At 73.7% G+C, this 20223-nt stretch carries 13 protein-coding genes and 1 pseudogene; 6 read left to right on the top strand and 8 right to left on the bottom strand.

The features are described 5' to 3' along the window. Positions 1-282: 282 nt before the first annotated feature. Together OYE22_RS29335 and OYE22_RS29330 are read left to right on the top strand one after the other, a co-directional pair. On the top strand, positions 283-2034 hold the full coding sequence (locus tag OYE22_RS29335; protein ID WP_277323211.1) for an ABC-F family ATP-binding cassette domain-containing protein: 1752 nt from the start codon (positions 283-285) through the stop codon (positions 2032-2034). Positions 2035-2298: 264 nt separating this feature from the next. Continuing rightward, positions 2299-2943 (top strand): HD domain-containing protein, encoded by a 645-nt coding sequence (locus tag OYE22_RS29330; protein ID WP_277323210.1) that lies wholly within the window; start codon positions 2299-2301, stop codon positions 2941-2943. A gap of 119 nt (positions 2944-3062) precedes the next feature. Here the strand turns inward: OYE22_RS29330 and OYE22_RS29325 are convergent, their stop codons facing one another. After that, on the bottom strand, positions 3063-4844 hold the full coding sequence (locus tag OYE22_RS29325; RefSeq protein WP_277323209.1) for an ABC-F family ATP-binding cassette domain-containing protein: 1782 nt from the start codon (positions 4842-4844) through the stop codon (positions 3063-3065). Between the two features lie 146 nt (positions 4845-4990). Between OYE22_RS29325 and OYE22_RS29320 the strand changes: the two genes are divergently transcribed. Continuing rightward, positions 4991-5944, top strand: a complete 954-nt coding sequence (locus OYE22_RS29320) for an FAD-dependent oxidoreductase (protein WP_277324379.1) — start codon at positions 4991-4993, stop codon at positions 5942-5944. A gap of 244 nt (positions 5945-6188) precedes the next feature. Here the strand turns inward: OYE22_RS29320 and OYE22_RS29315 are convergent, their stop codons facing one another. Beyond that, a complete protein-coding gene (locus OYE22_RS29315) occupies positions 6189-7055 on the bottom strand; it encodes an alpha/beta hydrolase-fold protein (protein WP_277323208.1) in 867 nt (288 codons plus the stop codon). Between the two features lie 923 nt (positions 7056-7978). Here OYE22_RS29315 and rfbD point away from each other — a divergent pair. After that, positions 7979-8947, top strand: a complete 969-nt coding sequence (gene rfbD / locus OYE22_RS29310; protein WP_277323207.1) for a dTDP-4-dehydrorhamnose reductase — start codon at positions 7979-7981, stop codon at positions 8945-8947. Between the two features lie 102 nt (positions 8948-9049). On the opposite strand, the gene OYE22_RS29305 is transcribed toward rfbD, so the two are convergent. Both OYE22_RS29305 and OYE22_RS29300 read right to left on the bottom strand, forming a co-directional pair. After that, entirely contained in the window at positions 9050-10741 is a 1692-nt protein-coding gene (locus tag OYE22_RS29305; protein WP_277324378.1) for a BCCT family transporter, read from the bottom strand. 202 nt (positions 10742-10943) lie between these two features. Then, positions 10944-12947 (bottom strand): Xaa-Pro dipeptidyl-peptidase, encoded by a 2004-nt coding sequence (locus tag OYE22_RS29300; RefSeq protein WP_277323206.1) that lies wholly within the window; start codon positions 12945-12947, stop codon positions 10944-10946. A 245-nt stretch (positions 12948-13192) separates the two neighbouring features. Between OYE22_RS29300 and OYE22_RS29295 the strand changes: the two genes are divergently transcribed. Further along, positions 13193-14761: a M1 family metallopeptidase gene (locus OYE22_RS29295; protein WP_277323205.1), complete on the top strand. Its 1569-nt coding sequence runs from the start codon at positions 13193-13195 to the stop codon at positions 14759-14761. Positions 14762-14952: 191 nt separating this feature from the next. On the opposite strand, the gene OYE22_RS29290 is transcribed toward OYE22_RS29295, so the two are convergent. From OYE22_RS29290 to OYE22_RS29275, 4 genes and pseudogenes are all read right to left on the bottom strand, one after another. Next, the gene (locus OYE22_RS29290; protein WP_277323204.1) at positions 14953-15438 is read right to left on the bottom strand and encodes a hypothetical protein; all 486 of its coding nucleotides are present in this window, start codon (positions 15436-15438) and stop codon (positions 14953-14955) included. Between the two features lie 84 nt (positions 15439-15522). Continuing rightward, on the bottom strand, positions 15523-16989 hold the full coding sequence (locus OYE22_RS29285) for an amino acid permease (RefSeq protein WP_277323203.1): 1467 nt from the start codon (positions 16987-16989) through the stop codon (positions 15523-15525). Positions 16990-17101: 112 nt separating this feature from the next. Continuing rightward, complete coding sequence (locus OYE22_RS29280; protein ID WP_277323202.1) at positions 17102-18607, bottom strand: AMP-binding protein; 1506 nt, start codon at positions 18605-18607, stop codon at positions 17102-17104. Between the two features lie 7 nt (positions 18608-18614). Continuing rightward, positions 18615-18971: pseudogene (locus OYE22_RS29275) on the bottom strand (AMP-binding protein); the annotation flags it as partial. 394 nt (positions 18972-19365) lie between these two features. Between OYE22_RS29275 and OYE22_RS29270 the strand changes: the two are divergent. Then, on the top strand, positions 19366-20208 hold the full coding sequence (locus OYE22_RS29270; RefSeq protein ID WP_277324377.1) for a MerR family transcriptional regulator: 843 nt from the start codon (positions 19366-19368) through the stop codon (positions 20206-20208). Positions 20209-20223: the final 15 nt, after the last annotated feature.

Below are 20223 nucleotides of genomic sequence, written 5' to 3'. Positions count from 1 at the left end.
CGGGTGGTGCCGCGAGGTACAGTGTTCGGGTCCTGTTGTCTCCGATAGAGGTGGACGTTGCGCATCTGAGGTTCGCGACCATCGCGCGGTACGGCCCCGGCCGTACGCCTACCACGTTGAGCTGGCTCTCTCGCCGCCCGTGGTCCGCGCGGATGCGACCTCGGTGCCCGAGCCGTCCCGACCCGTCGGACGGCCGCGCTCCCCCTTCCGGTTCCGGCCCGGTCGCCGCGTGGTGCTCGCATACGAAGCCCCCGTTCCTGCGCTTGCGACTGCGAGATCACCATGGCCCATTCACCCTCCCCCGCTTCCTCTGGTTCTTCTGCTTCCTCCCACTCCTCCCCCGCCGCCGTGACCTGCTCGGCCCTGACGTTCCGGTGGCCGGACGGCACGCCGGTCTTCGACGGGTTCTCCCTCACCGTCGGCCGGGGCCGCACCGGGCTGGTCGGCGGCAACGGCACCGGCAAGTCCACGCTGCTGCGGCTGCTGGCCGGCCAACTGCGCCCGGCCAGCGGCTCGGTGGCCCTCCGTGGCAGCCTCGCCTATCTGCCGCAGAACATCACCCTCGACACGGAGCTGCGCGTCGACCAGGCGCTGGGCATCGCCGAGCGGCGCGCCGCGCTGCGCGCCATCGAGTCGGGTGACGCGCGCGAGGAGCATTTCGACACGATCGGCGACGACTGGGACATCGAGGAGCGGACCCAGGCGACGCTGGGCCCGCTCGGCCTCGGCGACATCGAACTGGACCGTACGGTGGGCCAGTTGTCCGGCGGGGAGACCGTCCTGCTCCGGCTGGCCGCCCTGCTCATCGAGCGCCCCGACATCCTCCTCCTCGACGAACCGACCAACAACCTGGACCTGTTCGCCCGGCGCCGGCTCTACGACGCGGTCGACTCCTGGCGCTCCGGCGTGCTGGTGATCGTCAGCCATGACCGCGACCTGTTGGCGCGCGTGGACCGCATCGCCGAACTCCGCTCCGGTTCGGTGACCTGGTACGGGGGCAACTGGGCCCAGTACGAGCAGGCGCTCGCCACCCAGCAGGAAGCCGCCGAGCGCACCCTGCGGGCCGCCGAGGCGCAGGTGCGCAAGCAGAAGCGCGAGCTGGAGGAGACCCAGATCAAGGTGGCCCGCCGCGAGCGGCACAGCAAGAAGATGGACGCCCAGCGGCGCGCGCCCCGGATCGTCGCGGGAGAGCGCAAGCGCTCCGCGCAGGAGTCGGCGGACAAGCTCCGGGGCGTGCACGAGGAGCGGCTCAACGAGGCGCGCGAGCGGCGCGAGGAGGCGGCGGACGCGATCCGTAACGACGCCGAGATCCGGGTCAGCCTGCCGCACACCGCCGTGCCGGCCGGCCGCACGGTCCTGAGCCTGCGCGCGCTGCGGCCCCGGTACGGCAGGCTGCGCGAGGGCGACCTGCACGTGCACGGGCCCGAGCGGATCGCGCTCGTCGGGCGCAACGGCGCCGGCAAGACGAGTTTGCTGCGTACCATCGCCGGCACGCTGCCGGCGCTGTCGGGCGAGGCCACGGCGCACGTGCCGCTGCGCTTCCTGCCACAGCGACTCGACGTGCTGGACGAGGAGTTGAGCATCGCGGCGAACGTGGCCCGGATGGCCCCGGGCGTCGGCGACCAGGAGATCCGTTCGCAGCTCGCGCGGTTCCTGTTCCGTGGCGCGCGTGCCGCGCAGCCGGCCGGGACGCTGTCGGGTGGGGAACGCTTCCGGGCCGCGCTGGCCGCGACGATGCTCGCCGCGCCGGCCCCGCAGTTGCTGATGCTGGACGAGCCGACCAACAACCTCGACCTGGCCAGCGTGCGCCATCTGAGCGGCGCCCTCGACTCCTTCCAGGGCGCCCTGCTGATCGCCAGCCACGACCTGGCCTTCCTTCGGTCGATCGGCATCACGCGCTGGCTGTTCGTGGATACGACGCTGCGCGAGACGACGGCCGACGAGGTGGACGGCCTGCTGGAGGCGTCCGACACATCCGAGGAGGCCGACACACCCGAGGCGTCCGAGGCGGCTGCCGCGTCCGAGGCGCCGTAGCGGGCGCCGGCGGCCGGGCGGCGCGTGTGCGCGGGGGCGGGCCGCGCGGTGACGCGGGCGGGGCGCGCTGGTTCACTGGTGTCGGCGCGCCCCGCCCACTGCCGGTCGCCGGCCGTCGGGTGGCGTGAGCCGAGGCCCGGGGCTGGCCGAGGGGCGCGCGACGGGCGCCCGTACCGGGACGGTCGGGGCCGGGAGCGAGCCGGCGACCGGTCACCGGTCACGGTCAGCCGGATGACGACAGGACCGAGGACGAGGAGACCAGCCATGCCCGACGCGTCGCACGTCGCGGGGATCACCGTGCCCGACAGCGCACTCGCCAAGGAGGCCACCGACCTGGTGCGCGCGGTGACCTCCGACCTGATCTACCACCACTCCCGCCGGGTGTTCCTGTTCGGCAGCCTGCTGGGGCGCGAACGCGGCCTGGAGTGCGACCCCGAGCTGCTCTACGTCGGCGCCATGTTCCACGACCTGGGCTTGGGCGAGGAGTTCCGTACCAGCGGGCGCCGGTTCGAGGTGGACGGGGCGGAGGAGGCCGCGAGGTTCCTGCGCTCCCACGCGGTGCCCGAGGACGCCGTGCGCCGGGTGTGGACGGCCATCGCCCTGCACACCACGCCCGGCGTGCCGGAGTTCATGGAACCGGAGGTCGCGCTGGTCACCGCCGGAGTGGAGTACGACGTGCTCGGCATCGACTACGAGCGCGTCAGCGCGGACGACCGGGCCGAGATCACCGCGCTGCACCCGCGCCCGGACTTCAAGCGGCGCATCCTGGCGGCGTTCACCGAGGGCATCGCGCCCAAGCCGGAGACCACGTTCGGCAACGTGAAGGCGGACGTGCTCGAACACTTCGTGCCCGGTTTCCGGCGCGGCGACTTCGTCACCGTCATCGAGAACTCACCCTGGCCGGAATGAGCCCCCGCCGCCGTCCGGGCCGGGCCACCCCGGCGTGACCGGGTCGCGTCGCCGCCCCCAGCCCGGCCCCCCGGCCCGGAGTGGCGCCCCGGCCCGGGGTGACGGCGCGCGGCCCGCTGTCAGACCTCGCTGACCCGCCCGTCGGCCACCTCGACGCGGCGCGTGGTGTGCACGGCGTCCAGCATCCGACGGTCGTGGGTGACCAGCAGCAGGGTGCCGTTGTACGAGGCGAGCGCCGACTCCAGTTGCTCGATGGCGGGCAGGTCCAGGTGGTTGGTCGGCTCGTCGAGCACGAGCAGGTTCACGCCCCTGGCCTGGAGCAGGGCCAGGGCTGCGCGGGTGCGCTCGCCCGGCGAGAGGGTGTGCGCCGGGCGCAGCACGTGGTCGGCCTTGAGTCCGAACTTGGCCAGCAGCGTGCGTACCTCGGCCGGCTCCAGTTCGGTGGCGACGGCGCCGAAGGTGTCCAGGAGCGATCCGGTACGGGCCCGCGCGGCACGCGGGCGCCCCGGCCGCGCCCCGTCGCCCGCGGCCGCGACCTGCCCCGCGCCGGCGATCCGGTCCGGTGGGCCCGGGGCGTCGGCCGGGTCCGGGCCGTCGTCGAAGAGTTGGGCGCGGGCCTGGTCCACCTCTCCGACGATCACGCCGGAGCCCAGCGAGGCGTGCCCCTCGTCCAGGGGCAGCCGGCCGAGGAGGGTGGCGAGCAGGGTGCTCTTGCCGGAGCCGTTGGCCCCGACGATGGCCACCCGGTCCGCCCAGTCGATCTGGAGGTCCACCGGGCCGAAGGTGAAGCCGCCGCGCCGCACGCGGGCCCCGCGCAGGGTGGCCACCACCGAGCCCGAGCGGGGCGCGGCGGCGATCTCCATGCGCAGCTCCCACTCCTTGCGCGGCTCGTCGACCTCTTCGAGCCGCTCAAGGAGGCGTTCGGTCTGTCGGGCCTTGGCCGCCTGCTTCTCGGTGCTCTCGACGCGCGCGTTGCGCAGCAGCTTGTCGCCGTCGGTGGCCTTGCGGCGCGCGTTGCGCACGCCCTTGTCCATCCAGGCACGCTGGGTGCGGGCCCGCTCCTCCAGGCCGGCGCGGGTCTGCGCGTACTGCTCGTACCGCTCCCTGGCGTGCCGGCGCGCGGTCTCGCGCTCCTCCAGGTAGGCGGTGTAGCCGCCGCCGAAGAGGGTGAACTGCTGCTGGACGACGTCGAGTTCGAGGACCTTGTCGACCGTACGGGCCAGGAACTCGCGGTCGTGGCTGACCAGCACGGTGCCGGCACGCAGCCCGCGGACGAAGTCCTCAAGTCGGCCCAGGCCGTCGAGGTCCAGGTCGTTGGTGGGCTCGTCGAGCAGGAACACGTCGTATCGGCTGAGCAGCAGTGAGGCGAGGCCGGCGCGGGCCGCCTGGCCGCCGGAGAGGGCGGTCATCGGCCGGTCGAGGCCGACCGCGAGGCCGAGCCCGGCGGTGACGCTCTCGGCTCGCTCGTCCAGGTCGGCGCAGCCGAGCGCGAGCCAGCGCTCCCACGCGGTGGCGTACGCGTCGTCGGCGCCCGGGCGCTCGGCCGCCAGCGCCTCGGTGGCGGCGTCCAGCGCGGCCTGCGCGGCGGCGACCCCGGTGCGGCGGGCGAGGAAGTCGCGTACGGTCTCGGCGCCGGTGGCCGGGTCGGAGCCGCCGGTGCGCCGCCGCTCGTGCTCCTGCGGCAGGTAGCCGATGGTGCCGTGCGGCGGGCTGAGCGTGACGCTCCCCTCCGCGGGCTCGGCCAGCCTCGCGAGGAGGCGCAGCAGCGTGGACTTCCCCGCTCCGTTGGCGCCGACCAGGCCGATGGTGTCGCCCGGGCCCACGACGAGGTCGAGCCCGGAGAACAGGGTGCGGTCGCCGTGCCCGGCAGCGAGGTTCTTGGCAACGAGGGTGGCAGTCATCAGGCGGTGATCCTAACGGCGGGGCGCGGCGGGACGCTCGCCGATATCCGTCGCCGCGCGCGAGGGGCCGGCCGCGCGGGGAGCCGGTCCACGGGTGGGGTCTCGCGTGGGGCGCAGCGAGCGGATAGCGTCCGCGCATGGTGAGCATGGTGCGCGACGTGATCGTGGTGGGCTCCGGGGTCATCGGTCTGACCTGCGCCGTTACGTTGGCGGAGGGTGGGCTCGGGGTGACCGTGTGGAGTCGGGACCCGGCGGCGGAGACGACGTCGGCGGTGGCGGGCGGGCTGTGGTGGCCGTACCGCATCGAGCCGGCGGACGCCGCCGGCCGCTGGTCGGTGGCCTCCCTGGCCGAGCTGACCGCCCTGGCCGCAGACCCGGGCGAGACGGGGGTGCGGTTCGCCGACGGCACGCACGCCGGTCTGGGCCGCGCCGGCCTCGGGGCGTGGGCGGACGAGGTGCCGGGGCTCGGCCCGGCCGCGCCGGCCGAGTTGCCCGCAGGGTACGCGACCGGCCTGCGGGCCCGCGTGCCGCTGATCGACATGCCCACGCACCTGCGGTACCTGGAGCGGCGGCTGGTCGCGGCGGGCGGCACGGTGGAACGCCGGGCGCTGGCCTCGCTCGCGGAGGCGGGGCGGCGGGCGCCGGTGGTGGTGAACTGCTCGGGGCTCGGCGCCCGGGAGTTGGTGCCCGACCCCGAGGTGCACCCGGTGCAGGGGCAGGTCGTGGTGGTCGAGAACCCGGGGCTCGCGGAGTGGCTGGTGGCGGCCGACCCGGTGGCGGCGGAGACGCTGTACGTGCTGCCTCAGCCGTACGGGGTGGTGCTCGGAGGCACGGCGCGGGCGCACGCGTGGGAGCTGCGGCCCGACCCCGCGACGACCGAGGCGATCGTGGCGCGCTGCACCCGGGTCCGGCCGGAGTTGGCCGGGGCACGGGTGGTGGCCCACCGGGTGGGGCTGCGGCCCGCGCGCCCGCGCGTGCGGCTCGCGGTGGAGGAGTTGCCCGGCGGCGCGCGGTGCGTGCACAACTACGGGCACGGCGGCGCGGGCGTCACCGTGGCCTGGGGCTGCGCCCAGGAGGCGGCGGCGCTGGCGACGGCGTAGTCGGCGCCGGGCGGCGGGCCGGGCGCCCCGTGTGCCGGGGCGGTTGCGGGGGTGCCCCCCGCGAGTCCGACGGCAGGGCCTTTGGGACCGCCGGACGCGCGGGGAGCACGATCATGGGGCCGGCGCGGGGCCGGCGGGGCCCGCCGCACGGGGCGGACCGGGCCGCGCCTCGGGGCGCGCGCCCGGGGTGGGGGCGCCGCTCGCTCACGGCGGCGCGCGCCCCAAGACAGCAGGCTCAGCGGGGTCAGCGAGGGTGCGCGCCGAGCAGGGTGATCAGCCCGTCGACGAGGGCGTCCCGCCAGCAGGCGTAGTCGTGACCGCCGTTGAACTCGGTGTGGGTCACCGGGTAGTCGCGGGCCCGCAGCGCCGTCCGCAGGCCACGGGTGAGTTCCAGCAGTCGCCCCTCGCCCAGCCCCACGCCGAGGTGGAGGCGCAGTTCGCGCGGGGCGCCGTCGGCGTACCGGCGCGTGATCCAGGGCACCGGGTCCGCGCCGCTCTCGGGCTCGCCCACCGGGTGCCAGGACAGCGCGGCGGACTGGGCCAGCACGTTGCCGAACCGCATGGGCGCGGCGTACCCGGCGTACAGCGCGCTCACGCCGCCGAGCCCCCGTCCGGCGACGACGGTGCGGGCCGGATCGTCGGTGACCGGCCAGCGGGCGGCGGCCCACGGCAGCAACTCCGTCGCCAGAAAGGCGACCTGGGCGTCGTGGCCGCCCAACTCCCCGGCCCGCGTGGCCCCGTCCGCCCGGTCCCAGTTCGGCGCGAGCACGATCAGCGGGGGCAGCAGACCGACGGCGATGAGCCGGTCGAGTACGGACTCGAAGCCCAGTTGGCCGAACCACATGTCGCCGTCGAGCAGCACCACCGCGTCGGTCTCGGCGGGCAGCGGCCCCGGCGGCTCGTACACCCACACGTCGCGCTCGGCGGCGAGCGCGCGGTTGCCGAGCCGGTGCCGTCGCAGGCTGCCGGGGTGTACGTCGTCGGGCGCCTCGGCCCAGGGCGGGGCGTCAGGGCCCGGCGACCGGGCGCCCGTTGGGGGGCGGTGGGTGGCGCGACGGGCGGCGGGCACGCCGCCGAGCGGCGCGGCCACGGGAGTCGGACGCGTGCTCATCGGCCGCTCCCACCGCTGGCCATCGACTCGCGTACGGCGCGATACGCCCGGGACGGCGGGGCCGTCGGGAGCGACGAGCCGTGGCGGGAGCGACCGACGAACCGGACACACATCGGCAACCTGCGTTTCCGCACCCCTCGTCGCCTTGCCGTCGCCCCGCGCTGGCAGGGGCGCGGGGCGGAGGGCACGTCGTACGCGGGAGGGGCACATAGAAGGACGGTTGTGGGTGAGGTCACACACCCAACAGGGCGAGCACTTACTTAGGTAAGCCTAAGCTAACCACGTGCCTCACCGCTCAACAACACCCCCAGGCCGTACGCCCCAACTCGGCGCCACCGGGCCCCTGTACCGAGCCCGCGTCCACGTCCCACCCTGTCGCGCGCCCCTGCCCCCGCCACCCGGCCCCAAGGCGGCCGGGGCCGGCCACCACTTCTGAGGCCACGGAGCCACGGTCCGCCAACGCCGAACCGCCGGCAGGCGATCCGCACACCCCCGCCCCTCCTCCTCCGCGTGCCGCGACACCGCCCGTCGCCCGCCCTCCCCGTCCCCACGCCCCCGACCCCCGGAACCCGCATGAGAATCCTCGTCACCAGCGGAGCCGGCTCCCCCGGCTTCCCCTCCGTCCGCCCGCCGCTCGGCCCGCGAGGCCGTGGCGGCGCGTTGGCCGCCGCCCTTCCCGACTCCCGCGGTCCCGCGTCCGGTCGGGCGGGCCTGCTCGGCGCCGGCTCGGACCGGGCCAGGGACGCCGCCGGTCCCAGGGCCCCCGCGCCGCGCCACGCGCCGGACGGGACGCGGACCCCCGCCGAACCCGGCTTCGCGCCCCGGCGCTCCCGCTCCGGCGGGCTCGCCGCAACCATCGACGGGTCCCGCTCCCACCACTCGTGGTGGCGCCGGGAGCCGCGCGCACACCTGGAGGTAGTCCGATGAACGGCTGGTTGATCACCGGAGCGGGCGGCATGCTCGGCCGCGAGCTGCGCGCCCGGCTCGCCGCGGCGTCCGTCCCCGCCCTCCCGCTCACCCGCGCCGACCTGGACCTGACCGACACCGACGCGGTGGCCAGGGCCGTGCGGCGCACCAGGCCCGCGATCGTCGTCAACTGCGCGGCGTGGACCGACGCGGACGCCGCCGAGACGCGCGAGGCCGAGGCGCTGCGGGTCAACGGCGACGCGGTGCGCGGCCTGGCCCGGGCCTGCGCCGCGAGCGGCGCCCGGCTGCTGCACGTCTCGTCCGACGTCGTCTTCCCCGGCCGCGCCACCAACCCGTACGACGAGACCGCGCGCCCCGCCCCGCGCACCGCCTACGGGCGCACCCGGTTGGCCGGCGAGCGCGCCGTGCTCGAGGAGTTGCCGCGCACCGGCACCGTGGTGCGCACGGCGTGGCTGTACGGGGCGTACGGCCCCAACTTCATCCGTGCCATGGCCGCCCGGGCCACGGCGGGCGAGGGCACCCTGGCGGTCGCGCACGACCAGCACGGGCAACCCACCTGGACCCGGGACGTCGCCGGCCGGCTGCTCGCGCTCGGCCGGCTGCCCGCGTCCCAGGCGGCGGGCATCTTCCACGCCACCTGCGGAGGCCGCACCACCTGGTACGACCTGGCCCGGGAGGTGTTCCGACTCTCCGGTGCCGACCCGGACCGGGTGCTGCCGGTGGACGGGGCCAGCCTGGACACGGTGGCGCCGCGCCCGGCGTGGAGCGTGCTGGGCCACGACCGGTGGGAGGAGGCCGGGTTGACGCCGCCCCGGCACTGGCGCGAGGCGCTCGCGGTGGCCTTCCGGTCGGTGACCTCCGAGGGCCCGCCGGCACGGCGGCGCACGGCCTCCCGGCGCCCGCTGCCGAGCGCGGCGCGAACCGCCGCCGCGAACCGTGGCCCGGTGCGCGCGCTGAGCGGCTGAGCGGCGGCGCGGGCCCACGGGCGAGGGGCCTCGCGCGCGGTGCGCGAGGCCCCTCGGGGTGCTGCATGCCCGTGCGGTGCGGCCGTGGTCGGCCGGATCGCGTTACGCCTTGCCCACCGGCGTGGTGTCGGCTTCCTCCGCGACCGTGGCCCCGGAGCCGGGCACGATCTGGAGCTCGAAGTCGCCCGCGTACCGCTCGTGTCCGGCGATGACGGCCATCTCCACGGCCTCCTCGCCCTTCTCGCCGCGCACGATCAGCGGGTCGCGCCGCAGGTCGCGCATGAGCGCCACGCACATGCCGACCATGACCAGCACAAAGGGCGCGGCCACCAGGATGGTGAGGTTCTGCAGGCCGGTCAGTACGTCCGAGCCGCCCTCGCCCACCATCAGCATGATGGCCGCCACGGCACCGGTCACCACGCCCCAGAAGATGACGACGAGTCGGGTGGGTTCGAAGGAGCCCTTCTGCGAGAGCGTGCCCATGACGATGGAGGCGGCGTCGGCGCCGGAGACGAAGAAGATGCCGACCAGGATCATCACCAGGACGCTGGTGACGGTCGCGATCGGGTACTGCTCGAGCACCTCGAACAGCCGGCCCTCGGGCGAGGAGTCGGCGCCCAGCTTGTCGGCGGCCTGGAGCTTCATCGCGGAGCTGCCGAAGACGGCGAACCAGAGCAGCGACACGGTGCTGGGCACCAGGATCACACCGCCGACGAACTGCCGGATCGTGCGCCCCCGGCTGATGCGGGCGATGAACATGCCGACGAACGGCGTCCAGGAGATCCACCACGCCCAGTAGAAGACCGTCCAGGAGCCCAGCCAGTCGGCGACGGACTGGCCGCCGGTGGCCTCGGTGCGGCCCACCAACTGCGGCAGGTCGCCCAGGTAGGCGCCCATGGAGGTGGGCAGCATGTCGAGGATGACGATGGTGGGGCCGGCCACGAAGACGAAGACGGCCAGTGCCAGCGCCAGCACCATGTTGGTGTTCGACAGCCACTGGATGCCCTTGGCGATGCCGGAGACCGCCGAGGCGACGAACGCCACGGTGAGCACCGCGATGATGGCCACGAGCAACCCCGTGCCCACGTCGCTCTTCCAGCCCAGCTTCTCCATGCCGCTGCCGATCTGCACCGCGCCCAGGCCCAGCGAGGCGGCGGAGCCGAAGAGCGTGGCGAAGATGGCCAGGATGTCGATGATCCGGCCGGCCGTGCCGTTGGCGTGGTGCTTGCCGATCAGCGGCGTGAACACGGCGCTGATGGTCTGCCGCCGCCCGCGCCGGAAGGTGCTGTACGCGATGGCCAGGCCCACCACCGCGTAGATGGCCCACGGGTGCAGCGTCCAGTGGAAGAGGGTGGTGGCCATCGAGGTCTGCATGCCCTCGGCGTCGTTCTTCGGGTCGGTGCCCGGCGGCGCGTCGATGAAGTGCGACATCGGCTCGCTGACGCCGTAGAACATCAGGCCGATGCCCATGCCGGCGCTGAACATCATCGCGACCCAGGAGACCGTGCGGAACTCGGGTTCCTCGCCCTCCTTGCCGAGCGTGATCTTGCCGTAGCGGCTCATCGCCAGCCACAGCGCGAAGACCACGAACCCGGACGCGGCGAGCATGAACGCCCAGCCGCCGTTGTGGATCAGGTCGGTGAGCAGGTCGGACGAGACGTCCTTGAGCCCGTCGGTGGCGATCGCGCCCCAGGTCACGAACGCGAGCGTGAGGGCGGCCGTGACGCCGAAGACCACGCGGTCGGTCCGTGGCGGCGTGGTCTGGTGGGGGCTGCCGGGCACGCTGGCCGGCACCGACGGATCGCCCCGACCGCCCTTCTCCTGAGTGTTCTCCGCCACGCGTCGACCTTCTTTCAAGGAGCAACTAACAAGTGATTCCTCTGCCCGCTACCCCCAACCGGCCAACGCACTCCTGCCGGTTTTTTTCGGCCCAGGCCGCCGGTGGTGGGTCGACTCACCACCGGCGGCCAGGAGTTACGCCAGGTACGGGACGCGGCTAGCCGATCGGCCGGGCCGCCAGACCCGCCGGTCGCCGGTCGATGGGCCCGGGCTCGGGAACCGACGTGAGCGGGGCGCTCGCGCCGGGCACCGGCGTGGACGCCGGGCGCTCCACGAGCGCCGGCGCGCCACCGACCAGGGGCAGTTCGGCGCTGGTGCGGGTCAGGTCGAGGGTCAGGCGCGGCTGGCTGTTCGGGGCGGTGATCAGGCCGCGGTCGGTGCCGGCCACGATCAGCGCGAGCCGGTGCCCGGCCTTGACGACGTGGTCGCTGGCGGCCAGGTCGAGGGTGATGGTGTGCGCCCGGCCCGGGGTGAGCGGCCGGCCCACGTGGTCGTCGGCGTAGTTGCCGAGGTCCGCCCAACCACGGCTGAAGATGGTGTAGTCCACGGCGCGGGTGTCGGCCCTGGTGTCCAGGAAACAGGCGCTGTCACCCGGCCGGCTCTCGCCCCAGCAACTGCGGGTGGTGAGGTTGGTGATGCCCTCACCCGAGCCGGTGTAGTTGCGGATGGTGTCCGGGCCCAGGTCCACCAGGACGGCCGACAGGTGCGCGGTGCGGGTCGTGGGCACCGCCGTGACCTGGACCTTCGCCGAGCCGGACAGGCGCAGGTCCTTGGCGAGCGGCCGGGTGCTGAACGCGACCTTGGCGGCGGTCGGCTGGTCGGCGCGCGCGGCCCAGTCGGCCTCGCTCTGGCGCGGGTCGTCGGTGAACGTCTCGGTGCTGCCCGCCGCCGCGGGCTCGGTGCCCAGGGTGCCGACGCCGGGTGTGGTGCCGTTGCGCGGGCGCAGCGTGGTCGCCCGGGTGCCGGGGGCGGGCCAGGTCGCGTCCGTCGTCCACCGGTCCACCTCGCGCTCGATGTCGGCCATCGGCTCGCGCTCGACGCCGTTGTCGACGCCCAGCAGGTAGTGGTCGAACCAGCGGTGCACGACGTCCACCCACTGTGCGCGGCGGATGTCGAACGGGTCCACGTGGCCGGCCTGGGTCAGCCAGATCTTTCGCTCGACACCGGCCGCGGCGAGCTTGTCCCACCACTGGCCGAGGTGGTTCATGCGGACGTTGAGGTCCTGCCCGCCGTGCACGGCGAAGACGCTGGCCTTGACCTTGCCCGCGTCCGGCACGTAGTCGCGCTCGGCCCACATCGGCGTCCAGTCACCGGTGCGCGGGGCGCCCCGGACCAGCTCGTTCTTGACGGCGCCGCAGCGGGCCGCGGCCTCCGGGCTCTCGATGCCACGGGCCAGGCCGTCGGGGCCGCCGTTGTGGTACGGGGCGCCCTTGGCGAAGTAGTAGTCGTACCAGGAGGAGATGGCACCGATCGGCACGATGGTCTTCAGGCCCGGCACGCCGGTGGCGGCGACGCCGTTGGCGACCGTGCCGTCGTAGCTCTTGCCGATCATGCCGGTGGCTCCGGTGCTCCAACTCGCGGTGGCCCGGGTGTTGCCGGTGCGGGTGGTGTACGCGGTGCCCTGGCCGTTCAGCCACTGCACGACGGCCTTGGCCGAGATGATGTCGGACCGGCCGCCGACGTCGACGCAGCCGTCGGATCGGTTGGTGCCGGCGAGGTCCACCAGGACGGCCGCGTAGCCGCGCGGCACGAAGTAGTTGTCGTAGTGCAGCGGGAACTGCACGGGCTTGCCCGCGCTGTCGTAGGTCTTCTTCTGCGGCTCGTTGCCGCGCCCGCAGCAGGAGTAGTAGGGGCTCGCGTCCATGACGACGGGCACCTTGCCGCCCCTGCGGGCGGGTTCGCTCGGGCGCACGATGTCGGCCGCCACCCGGTCGGGTCTGCCGTCGCGGTCCAGGTCGAGACCGGTGTCCACCCACACGGACTCGCGGATCGCGTCGGCGTAGGAGTAGACCGGCCGGCTCAGCCCGTCGCGTACCGTGCCGTCCCGGCCCCGGCCGCCGTGTGCGGCGGCCGGGGCGGCGAGGGAGGCCATCAGGGCGGTCACGACCGCCAATATGAGCGTCGTCCACTGGATGCGGGTGCCCCGCGCACGTTTTTGCACGGGCGGACGGTAGCGCGAGGGGCCGGGCGGACAGAAGAGGGCGACGGGCCGGCTCCGGCCGGTGTGACGGGAGTGTTCCGCCAACGTGTGACAGGTGTGTCCTCCGTATGGCGCATGTCGATCGCGTGACAGTGAGCGCCATGGACATGTCCTCCGGGATCAGAAAACCATATGGTCAAGCCGACCCATCGATCGCTCGTCCTGACCAGGACGGATCGTTTCTGCCTGACCGAGTTGGAGGACTCGTGCGCTACAGATTCCTCGCCCCGAGCGCGGCTGCCGCCTGCCTGCTGCTGGCGATCCCGGCATCGGCCGCGCAGCCCACTCCGGGCGCCCCGGGCGTCGGCGACAGCTACTACCCGGAGAGCGGCAACGGCGGTTACGACGTCTCGCACTACGACCTGCGCCTGAAGTACCAGCCGAAGACCGACCTCCTGGAGGGCACGGCGACGCTGGTCACCACGGCCAAGCAGGACCTCTCGCGCTTCAACCTGGACTTCGGACTGCCCGTCAGCGAGGTGCGCGTGGGCGGCAAGAAGGCCACCTTCACCACCGCGGGCAAGCACGAGCTCGTGGTCACCCCGGCCTCCCCGCTGGCCAAGGGCCAGCAGACGTCCGTGGTCGTACGGTACGCCGGCAAGCCCTCCGCGCTGGCGATCGACGGCTTCACCGCCTGGGCCCGTACGCCCGACGGCGGCGTCATCGCGCAGGAGCCCGAGGGCTCCGCGTGGTGGTTCCCCGGCAACGACCACCCCACCGACAAGGCGACGTACGACATCTCCATCTCGGTCCCGGACGGCACCCAGGCCATCTCCAACGGTGTGCTGCTCTCGGAGTCCTCGAAGCTGGGCTGGACCCGTTACAACTGGCGCTCGGACAAGCCGCAGGCCACGTACCTGGCCACGCTGGCGATCGGCAAGTTCGACATCACCAAGGACACCACCGCCTCCGGCCTGCCGGTCATCAACGCGTTCAGCAAGGACCTCGGCGCCAACGACGGCGCGGCCCGCGCCAGCATCGAGCGCAGCACCGAGATCACCGAGTGGCTGGAGACCGTCTTCGGCCCCTACCCGTTCAACTCGGTCGGCGGCTACGTGCCCAACGTGCCGGCCAGTTACGCGCTGGAGACCCAGACCCGCCCGTTCTACGGCAAGAAGGCGTTCGACCGGGGCAGCAACGTGTCGGTCGTCGTCCACGAGTTGGCGCACCAGTGGTACGGCGACAGCGTCTCCCTCAAGGACTGGAAGGACATCTGGGTCAACGAGGGCTTCGCGCGCTACAGCCAGTGGCTGTGGTCCGAGAAGGAGGGCGAGGGCACCGCGCAGGAGCTGGCCCAGTACGCGTACGACCAGCACCCGGCCGACGACCCGTTCTGGAAGGTCAAGCCGGGCGACCCGGGTCCGGACAACCAGTTCCACGGCGCCGTCTACGACCGGGGCGCCATCGCCCTGCAGGCGCTGCGCAACGAGATCGGCGACGACGCGTTCTTCGCCATCCTCAAGGACTGGCCGACCGTCAACAAGTACGGCACCGCCTCGGTGAAGGACTTCGTCCACTTCGCCGAGAAGTCCTCGGGCAAGCCGCTGGCGCAGCTCTTCGACACCTGGCTCTACACCGACAGCAAGCCCGCCGCGCCCATCGCGCACGAGGCGGGCATCGCCCGCGCGGCGAAGCCCTCCTCGGCCTCGTCGGTCGCTCCCTCGGGCCTGAAGCAGCCCAAGTCCTGGAAGCAGATCCAGGCCACCAACTCCGTGCACGACCACGGCGGGCGCGGCCATGACCACGGTCACGACCACGAGCACGACCACCGCTGACGCCGTCAGCGACCCGGACGCTCCGCGCGCGGCGGCCTCCCGGCGGCCGCCGCCGCGGCCGGGCGCCCGGTCATGAGCGCGCCGGCGCGACGAGGCCCCCTCGTTCGCGCCGGCGCGCCGGGCGCCGCTCGGCCGCACGGTGCCCCCCGGCCCCGTCGCGCACGGTCGCGCGGCGCCCCTCCCGGGGATGGTCACTCAGGGGTTCGTGGCGTGCCGAGGTGCCGCTCGGTAGCGGCCCGCCGCCTGTCCCGCGTCGACGGCCGCGCGAACCACTGGTCGGCGCTGTCGCCGCTCAGCGCCCAGCACACCGCGCCGGGCACGGCGAACCCCAGGAGTTGCAGCGGGTGGAAGGTGGAGGTGGCCACCGCCAGCGCGATGCCCAGCCCGCCGAAGCACAGGACCAGGACCTCGTACCCGTACACCAACTTGCTGGCCACCAGCGCGCGCCGGAAGAAGAACACGCTGGCCACCAGGAGTGCCGCGGCCGTCCCGTAGCTGAGGTAGGCCACGAACCGCAGCACCCCCTCGCCCTCCACCTCCTGCCCGTGGTCGTGGCGCGTGTCGATCTCCGCGAACACCCACCATCCGATGTACGCGCTGGCCAGCGCCTGGATCCAGATCATGGCCAGGCAGCCCCTGACGGTCGCGGGCATGGCGGACGGCGGACGTGCGTTCATGGCGGGCGACTCCTTCGGGCCTGACGTCGTGTCGCCCGGGCAGTCTCACCGCGCCCCTCGGGGACCGGTCCCGGCGGCGGCCGGCTACTCCGTCCGCTCCCCCGGGAGCTCCTCCCGCTCGGCGCTGGCCTCCCGTACCCGGCCACGGACCACGAACCAGCCGGCGATCAGCGCGGCGACGATGATCGGGGCCAGCATGATGGTGTCGCGCCCGACGCCGCCGTCGTACCACATCAGCACGATGACGCCGGCCAGGAAGGCGATGGTGGCGATCTCGGTGAAGGGCGAGAAGGGCAGTTGGAAGGAGGGGCGGGTGAGCTGGCCGGCCTCGGCGCGGCGGACGAAGACGATGTGGCAGAGCATGATCGCGGCCCAGGCGGAGATGATGCCGAGCGCGGCTATGTTGATCACGATCTCGAACGCCTTGTCGGGCACGACGTAGTTCAGGCCCACGCCGACCACGCACACCGCCGAGGTGAGCATGATGCCGCCGTAGGGCACCTGGTTGCGGTTCATCCGGCCGGTGAACTGGGGCGCGGAGCCGGCCTTGGCCATCGAGCGCAGGATGCGGCCGGTGGAGTAGAGCCCGGAGTTGAGGCTGGACATGGCGGCCGTGAGCACCACCAGGTTCATCACGTGACCGGCCGCCGGCACACCGATCTTGGACAGGACGGTGACGAACGGGCTCTCGCCCGCGCTGTAGCCGTCCCAGGGCAGCAGCAGCGTCAGCAGCACGACCGAGCCGACGTAGAAGACCCCGACCCGCCACATGATGGAGTTCACCGCGCGCGGCACGACCTTCTCGGGCTCGGCGGTCTCGCCCGCGGTGACGCCGACCATCTCGACGGCGGAGTACGCGAACACCACGCCCTGCAGGACCACGACGACCGGCAGCAACCCGGTCGGGAAGATGCCCCCGTTGTCGCTGATGAGGCTGAACCCCGGGGTCTCGCCGCCCACCTCGTGCTGGGTGACGAGCAGGAAGATGCCGATGGCCATGAAGACGACCAGGGCCGCGACCTTGATGATCGCGAACCAGAACTCCAGCTCACCGAAGATCTTGACCGAGACGAGGTTGATGGAGAGCACCACGGCGAGCGCGATCAACGCCATGACCCACTGGGGGATGTCGCTGAACATGCTCCAGTAGTGCGTGTACAGCGCGATGGCCGTGATGTCCGCGATGCCGGTCGTGGACCAGTTCACCACGTACATCCAGCCGACGGCGTAGGCGCCCTTCTCGCCCAGGAACTCCCGGGCGTAGGAGACGAAGGAGCCGGAGGACGGCCGGTAGACCACCATCTCGCCCAGGGCGCGGACGACGAAGAACGCGAAGAGTCCGCACACCGCGTACGCGATGGCCAGCGCGGGCCCGGCGGACTCCAGGCGTCCGCCCGCCCCCAGGAAGAGGCCGGTGCCGATGGCGCCGCCGATCGCGATCATCTGGATGTGGCGCGCCTTGAGGTCCTTGCTGTACCCCGCGTCACCCGCGTCCTGTAGCGCCCCGCTGGGCGGCGGTGGGGTCCCGTGCTGAACGGCTTCATTGCCCACGAGCTACGTCTCTCGCCTTCGCGTCGGAATGTTCTGTCACAGGCCGCTGATCGATCGGCCCGCGGCAGTCTCACATCCCGAGCGCCGCGCTCACGTCATACCGTGGGTCATCTCACACCTCGTACATCTCCTCGATGACCTGCGCATACGTGGCGTGGATCACGTGCCGGCGCAGCTTGAGCGAGGGGGTGAGTTCGCCGGTCTCCGGCCCCCACTCGCGGTCGAGCAGGCGATAGCGCTTGACCTGCTCGGTGCGGTTGAGCCGGCTGTTGGCGGCGGCGACCGCGCGCTCGACCTCGGCGCGCACGGCCGGGTGGCGCGACAGCGGGCCGGCCCCGGTCGCGAGGCCCTGCCCGGCGACCCAGGCGGCGGTGGCGTCCGGGTCGAGCACCAGGAGGGCCACCAGGTACGAGCGGCGGTCGCCGTGCACCAGGGCCTGGCCGATCAACGGGTGTGCCTTGAGCGTGTTCTCCACCAGCGCGGGCGAGACGTTCTTGCCCGTGGAGGTGATGATCAGCTCCTTCTTCCGGTCGGTGACGTACAGATAGCCGTCCGCGTCGACACGGCCGACGTCGCCGGTGGCGAACCAGCCGTCCGCGTCGCCCAGCCGCGCCACCGAACCGTCCTCCTGGAGGTAGCCGCACACGACCTCGCCGCGCACCTCGATCTCGCCGTCGGCGGCGATCCGCACCTCGACGCGGTCGATCGGGCTGCCGACCGAGCCGAGCCGGAACCCGCCGTGGTGGTTGAGCGTGCACACGCCGGTGGCCTCCGACATGCCCCAGACGTCGAGGATGACGACCCCGAGCCCGGTCCAGAACCGCACCACGTCCTGCGGCATCGGCGCCGCGGCGCTGATCGCCCACGTCAGCCGGTCGAAGCCCATCGCCGCCAGCAGCGGATCGAGCCCCTCCCGCCTGGCGCGGGCGTACGCGTCGGCCAGCGCGCCCGTGGGCTCCTCGCCGCGCTCGCGGCACGCCACCCAGGCGCGCGCGGTCTCGCCCGCCGCCCGGATCGCCGCCTGTCGCTCGGCGGGCAGCCGGGCGAGCGCGCCGCGCGCCGCCACGGTCAGCTTCTCCCACACCCGTGGCACCCCGAAGAACTCCTCGGGCCGCACCTCGCGCACGGCCTGGGCCACGTCGCCCGGGTCAGCGCAGAAGTACACGTGCGAGACCCGCAGCAGCGGCATGTACAGGCCCAACATGCGCTCGGCGATGTGCGCGAAGGGCAGGTAGCAGATGTGCGCCCCGTGCGGGGCCACGCCGAGCTTGCGGTCCAGGGACGCGCCGCTGACCACCACCTGCCGCTGGGTGGCCACGACGCCCTTGGGCTCGCCGCTGGTCCCCGAGGTGTAGACGACGGTCGCCGGATCGCCCGGGCTCCCCCGCCGCCAACACGCCTCGAAGGCGTCCGGGTCGAAGCGGCGCGCGCCGTCGGCCAGCACGTCGGCGTACGCGGTGACGGAGCCGTACGCGGTGGCGGGGCCGTACGTGGTGGCGGGGTCCTGCGCGGTGGCGGGGGTGGTGGGCGCGTCCGCGGGGGGCGTGGGCGTGGGAGCCCTCGCCGTCCGGGGCGGGGTCGGTCGCCGGCGGCGGGTCCACGACGACCAGGCGCTCAAGGGGTCCCGTACGGTCCAGCAGCGGGCCCCAGCGGACGAGTTCCCGTTCGCCGTCCACGATCGCGCGCCGGGCGCCGCTGTGCCGGACGATGTGCGCGATCTGCTCGGGCGAGGCCGTGCCGTACACCGAGATCGGCACCGCGCCGAGGTGCACCAGGGCCATGTCGCTCAGCCAGTGCTCGGGCCGGTTGACCATCATCATCAGCACCCGTTCACCGCGCCGTACACCGAGCGCGGCCAGACCCGCCGCCAACTCTCCGACCCGCCGACGGGTCTCGGCCCAGTTCATCGAGGCCCAACCGCCGTCCGGAGCACGCCAGGACAGGGCGGGCAGGTTGCCGAACTCGTCGGCGTTGCGCCGCATCAGGGCGGGCAGCGTCGGGTCGCCGGGCGGGTCGGAGAGTCGCAAGGTCGGGGTCAAGGCCGCCTCCTGATGGAGTGGGTGCCGGACGGACTGCGCGCGGGGAAGGTTTCACAGGAGCGGTGCGACAGCAATACTGTTGCGCTCAGATGTACCCCGTGCCGCGTGCGCGCAAGGCCAGGAACCGGCCACCTCACGGCACCCGAGTGGCCCAGAGAGCGAGGCGCAGCCGATGAGCGAGGCCCTGACCGCGGACGCCAGCGAGCCCGAGGGACGCCGCGCCGCGGCCGGCCCCGCGGCACGCCGAACGCCCGGCGCCAACGGCGCGCCCCACGCCGAACAGGCCCCCGCTCACGCGCCGGAGCCGACCGGCGCCGGCGGCTCCGCCCGGCTCGGGCTGACCGTGGACGAGTTGGCGGCCCGGGCCGGCGTCACGGTGCGCACGGTGCGCTTCTACGGCACCCGCGGCCTGCTGCCACCGCCGCACATCGGCCCGCGCCGGGTCGGCCGGTACGGTCCCGAGCACCTGTCGCGGCTGGCCCTGATCGAGGAGTTGCAGCACCACGGCATGACGCTGGCGGCCATCGAGCGCTACCTCCAGCAGTTGCCCGCCGACATCAGCGCGCACGACCTGGCGATACACCGGGCCCTGGTCGCCTCCTGGACCCCGGACGTGGCCGAGGAGGCCGGCCGGGACCTGCTGGAGCGACGGGCCGGACGGCCACTGACCGAGGGCGACATCGACCGGCTGGCCGCCATGGACGTGCTGGAGCGCACCGCCGACCCCGACGTCTTCCGGGTGGACCCGGCGATCCTGCACCTGGGCGTGCGGCTGCTCGACGTGCCCATCCCGCTGGAGACCCTGCGCGCGGCCCGCACGGTGGTCCTCGACCACGCCCGTGCCTCGGCCCGCGAGCTGAGCCGGCTCTTCCGGGACGAGGTGTGGGGCCCCTACCGCGAACGCGAGTCGGACCCGGCCCAGGTGGCCGCCATGAAGTCACTGTCGGCGCACATGCAGCCCATGGTGGTCCAGGCCCTGGTGACGGCGTTCCAGCGCTCCCTGCGGGAGGAGTTGCGGGCGGCGTACGGGCCGTCGGTGGCCCAAGCGGGGGGCGATGGGGCGGCGACGGCCGAGGAACCCCAGGGAGCCGGGGAAGCCGACACCGCCGGCGGCGCGGGCGGGGCCGACACCCGGGCCAGCGGCGACGAGGGCGTGCCCGGCCGGGAGAAGGCCGGCTAGCTGTTCTGCCCGGCG

This window comes from Streptomyces sp. 71268, from assembly GCF_029392895.1.
Taxonomy (GTDB): Bacteria; Actinomycetota; Actinomycetes; order Streptomycetales; family Streptomycetaceae; genus Streptomyces.
The sequence above is the reverse complement of the archived record's forward strand: the minus strand, read 5'-3'. Positions and strand labels throughout refer to the sequence as shown.

Bases quoted from the DNA above. Each gene is read 5' to 3' on its own strand.
- OYE22_RS29335 (WP_277323211.1), top strand. From the start codon at position 283: ATGGCCCATTCACCCTCCCCCGCTTCCTCTGGTTCTTCTGCTTCCTCC.
- OYE22_RS29330 (WP_277323210.1), top strand. From the start codon at position 2,299: ATGCCCGACGCGTCGCACGTCGCGGGGATCACCGTGCCCGACAGCGCA.
- OYE22_RS29325 (WP_277323209.1), bottom strand. From the start codon at position 4,844: ATGACTGCCACCCTCGTTGCCAAGAACCTCGCTGCCGGGCACGGCGAC.
- OYE22_RS29320 (WP_277324379.1), top strand. From the start codon at position 4,991: ATGGTGCGCGACGTGATCGTGGTGGGCTCCGGGGTCATCGGTCTGACC.
- OYE22_RS29315 (WP_277323208.1), bottom strand. From the start codon at position 7,055: ATGAGCACGCGTCCGACTCCCGTGGCCGCGCCGCTCGGCGGCGTGCCC.
- rfbD (WP_277323207.1), top strand. From the start codon at position 7,979: ATGAACGGCTGGTTGATCACCGGAGCGGGCGGCATGCTCGGCCGCGAG.
- OYE22_RS29290 (WP_277323204.1), bottom strand. From the start codon at position 15,438: ATGAACGCACGTCCGCCGTCCGCCATGCCCGCGACCGTCAGGGGCTGC.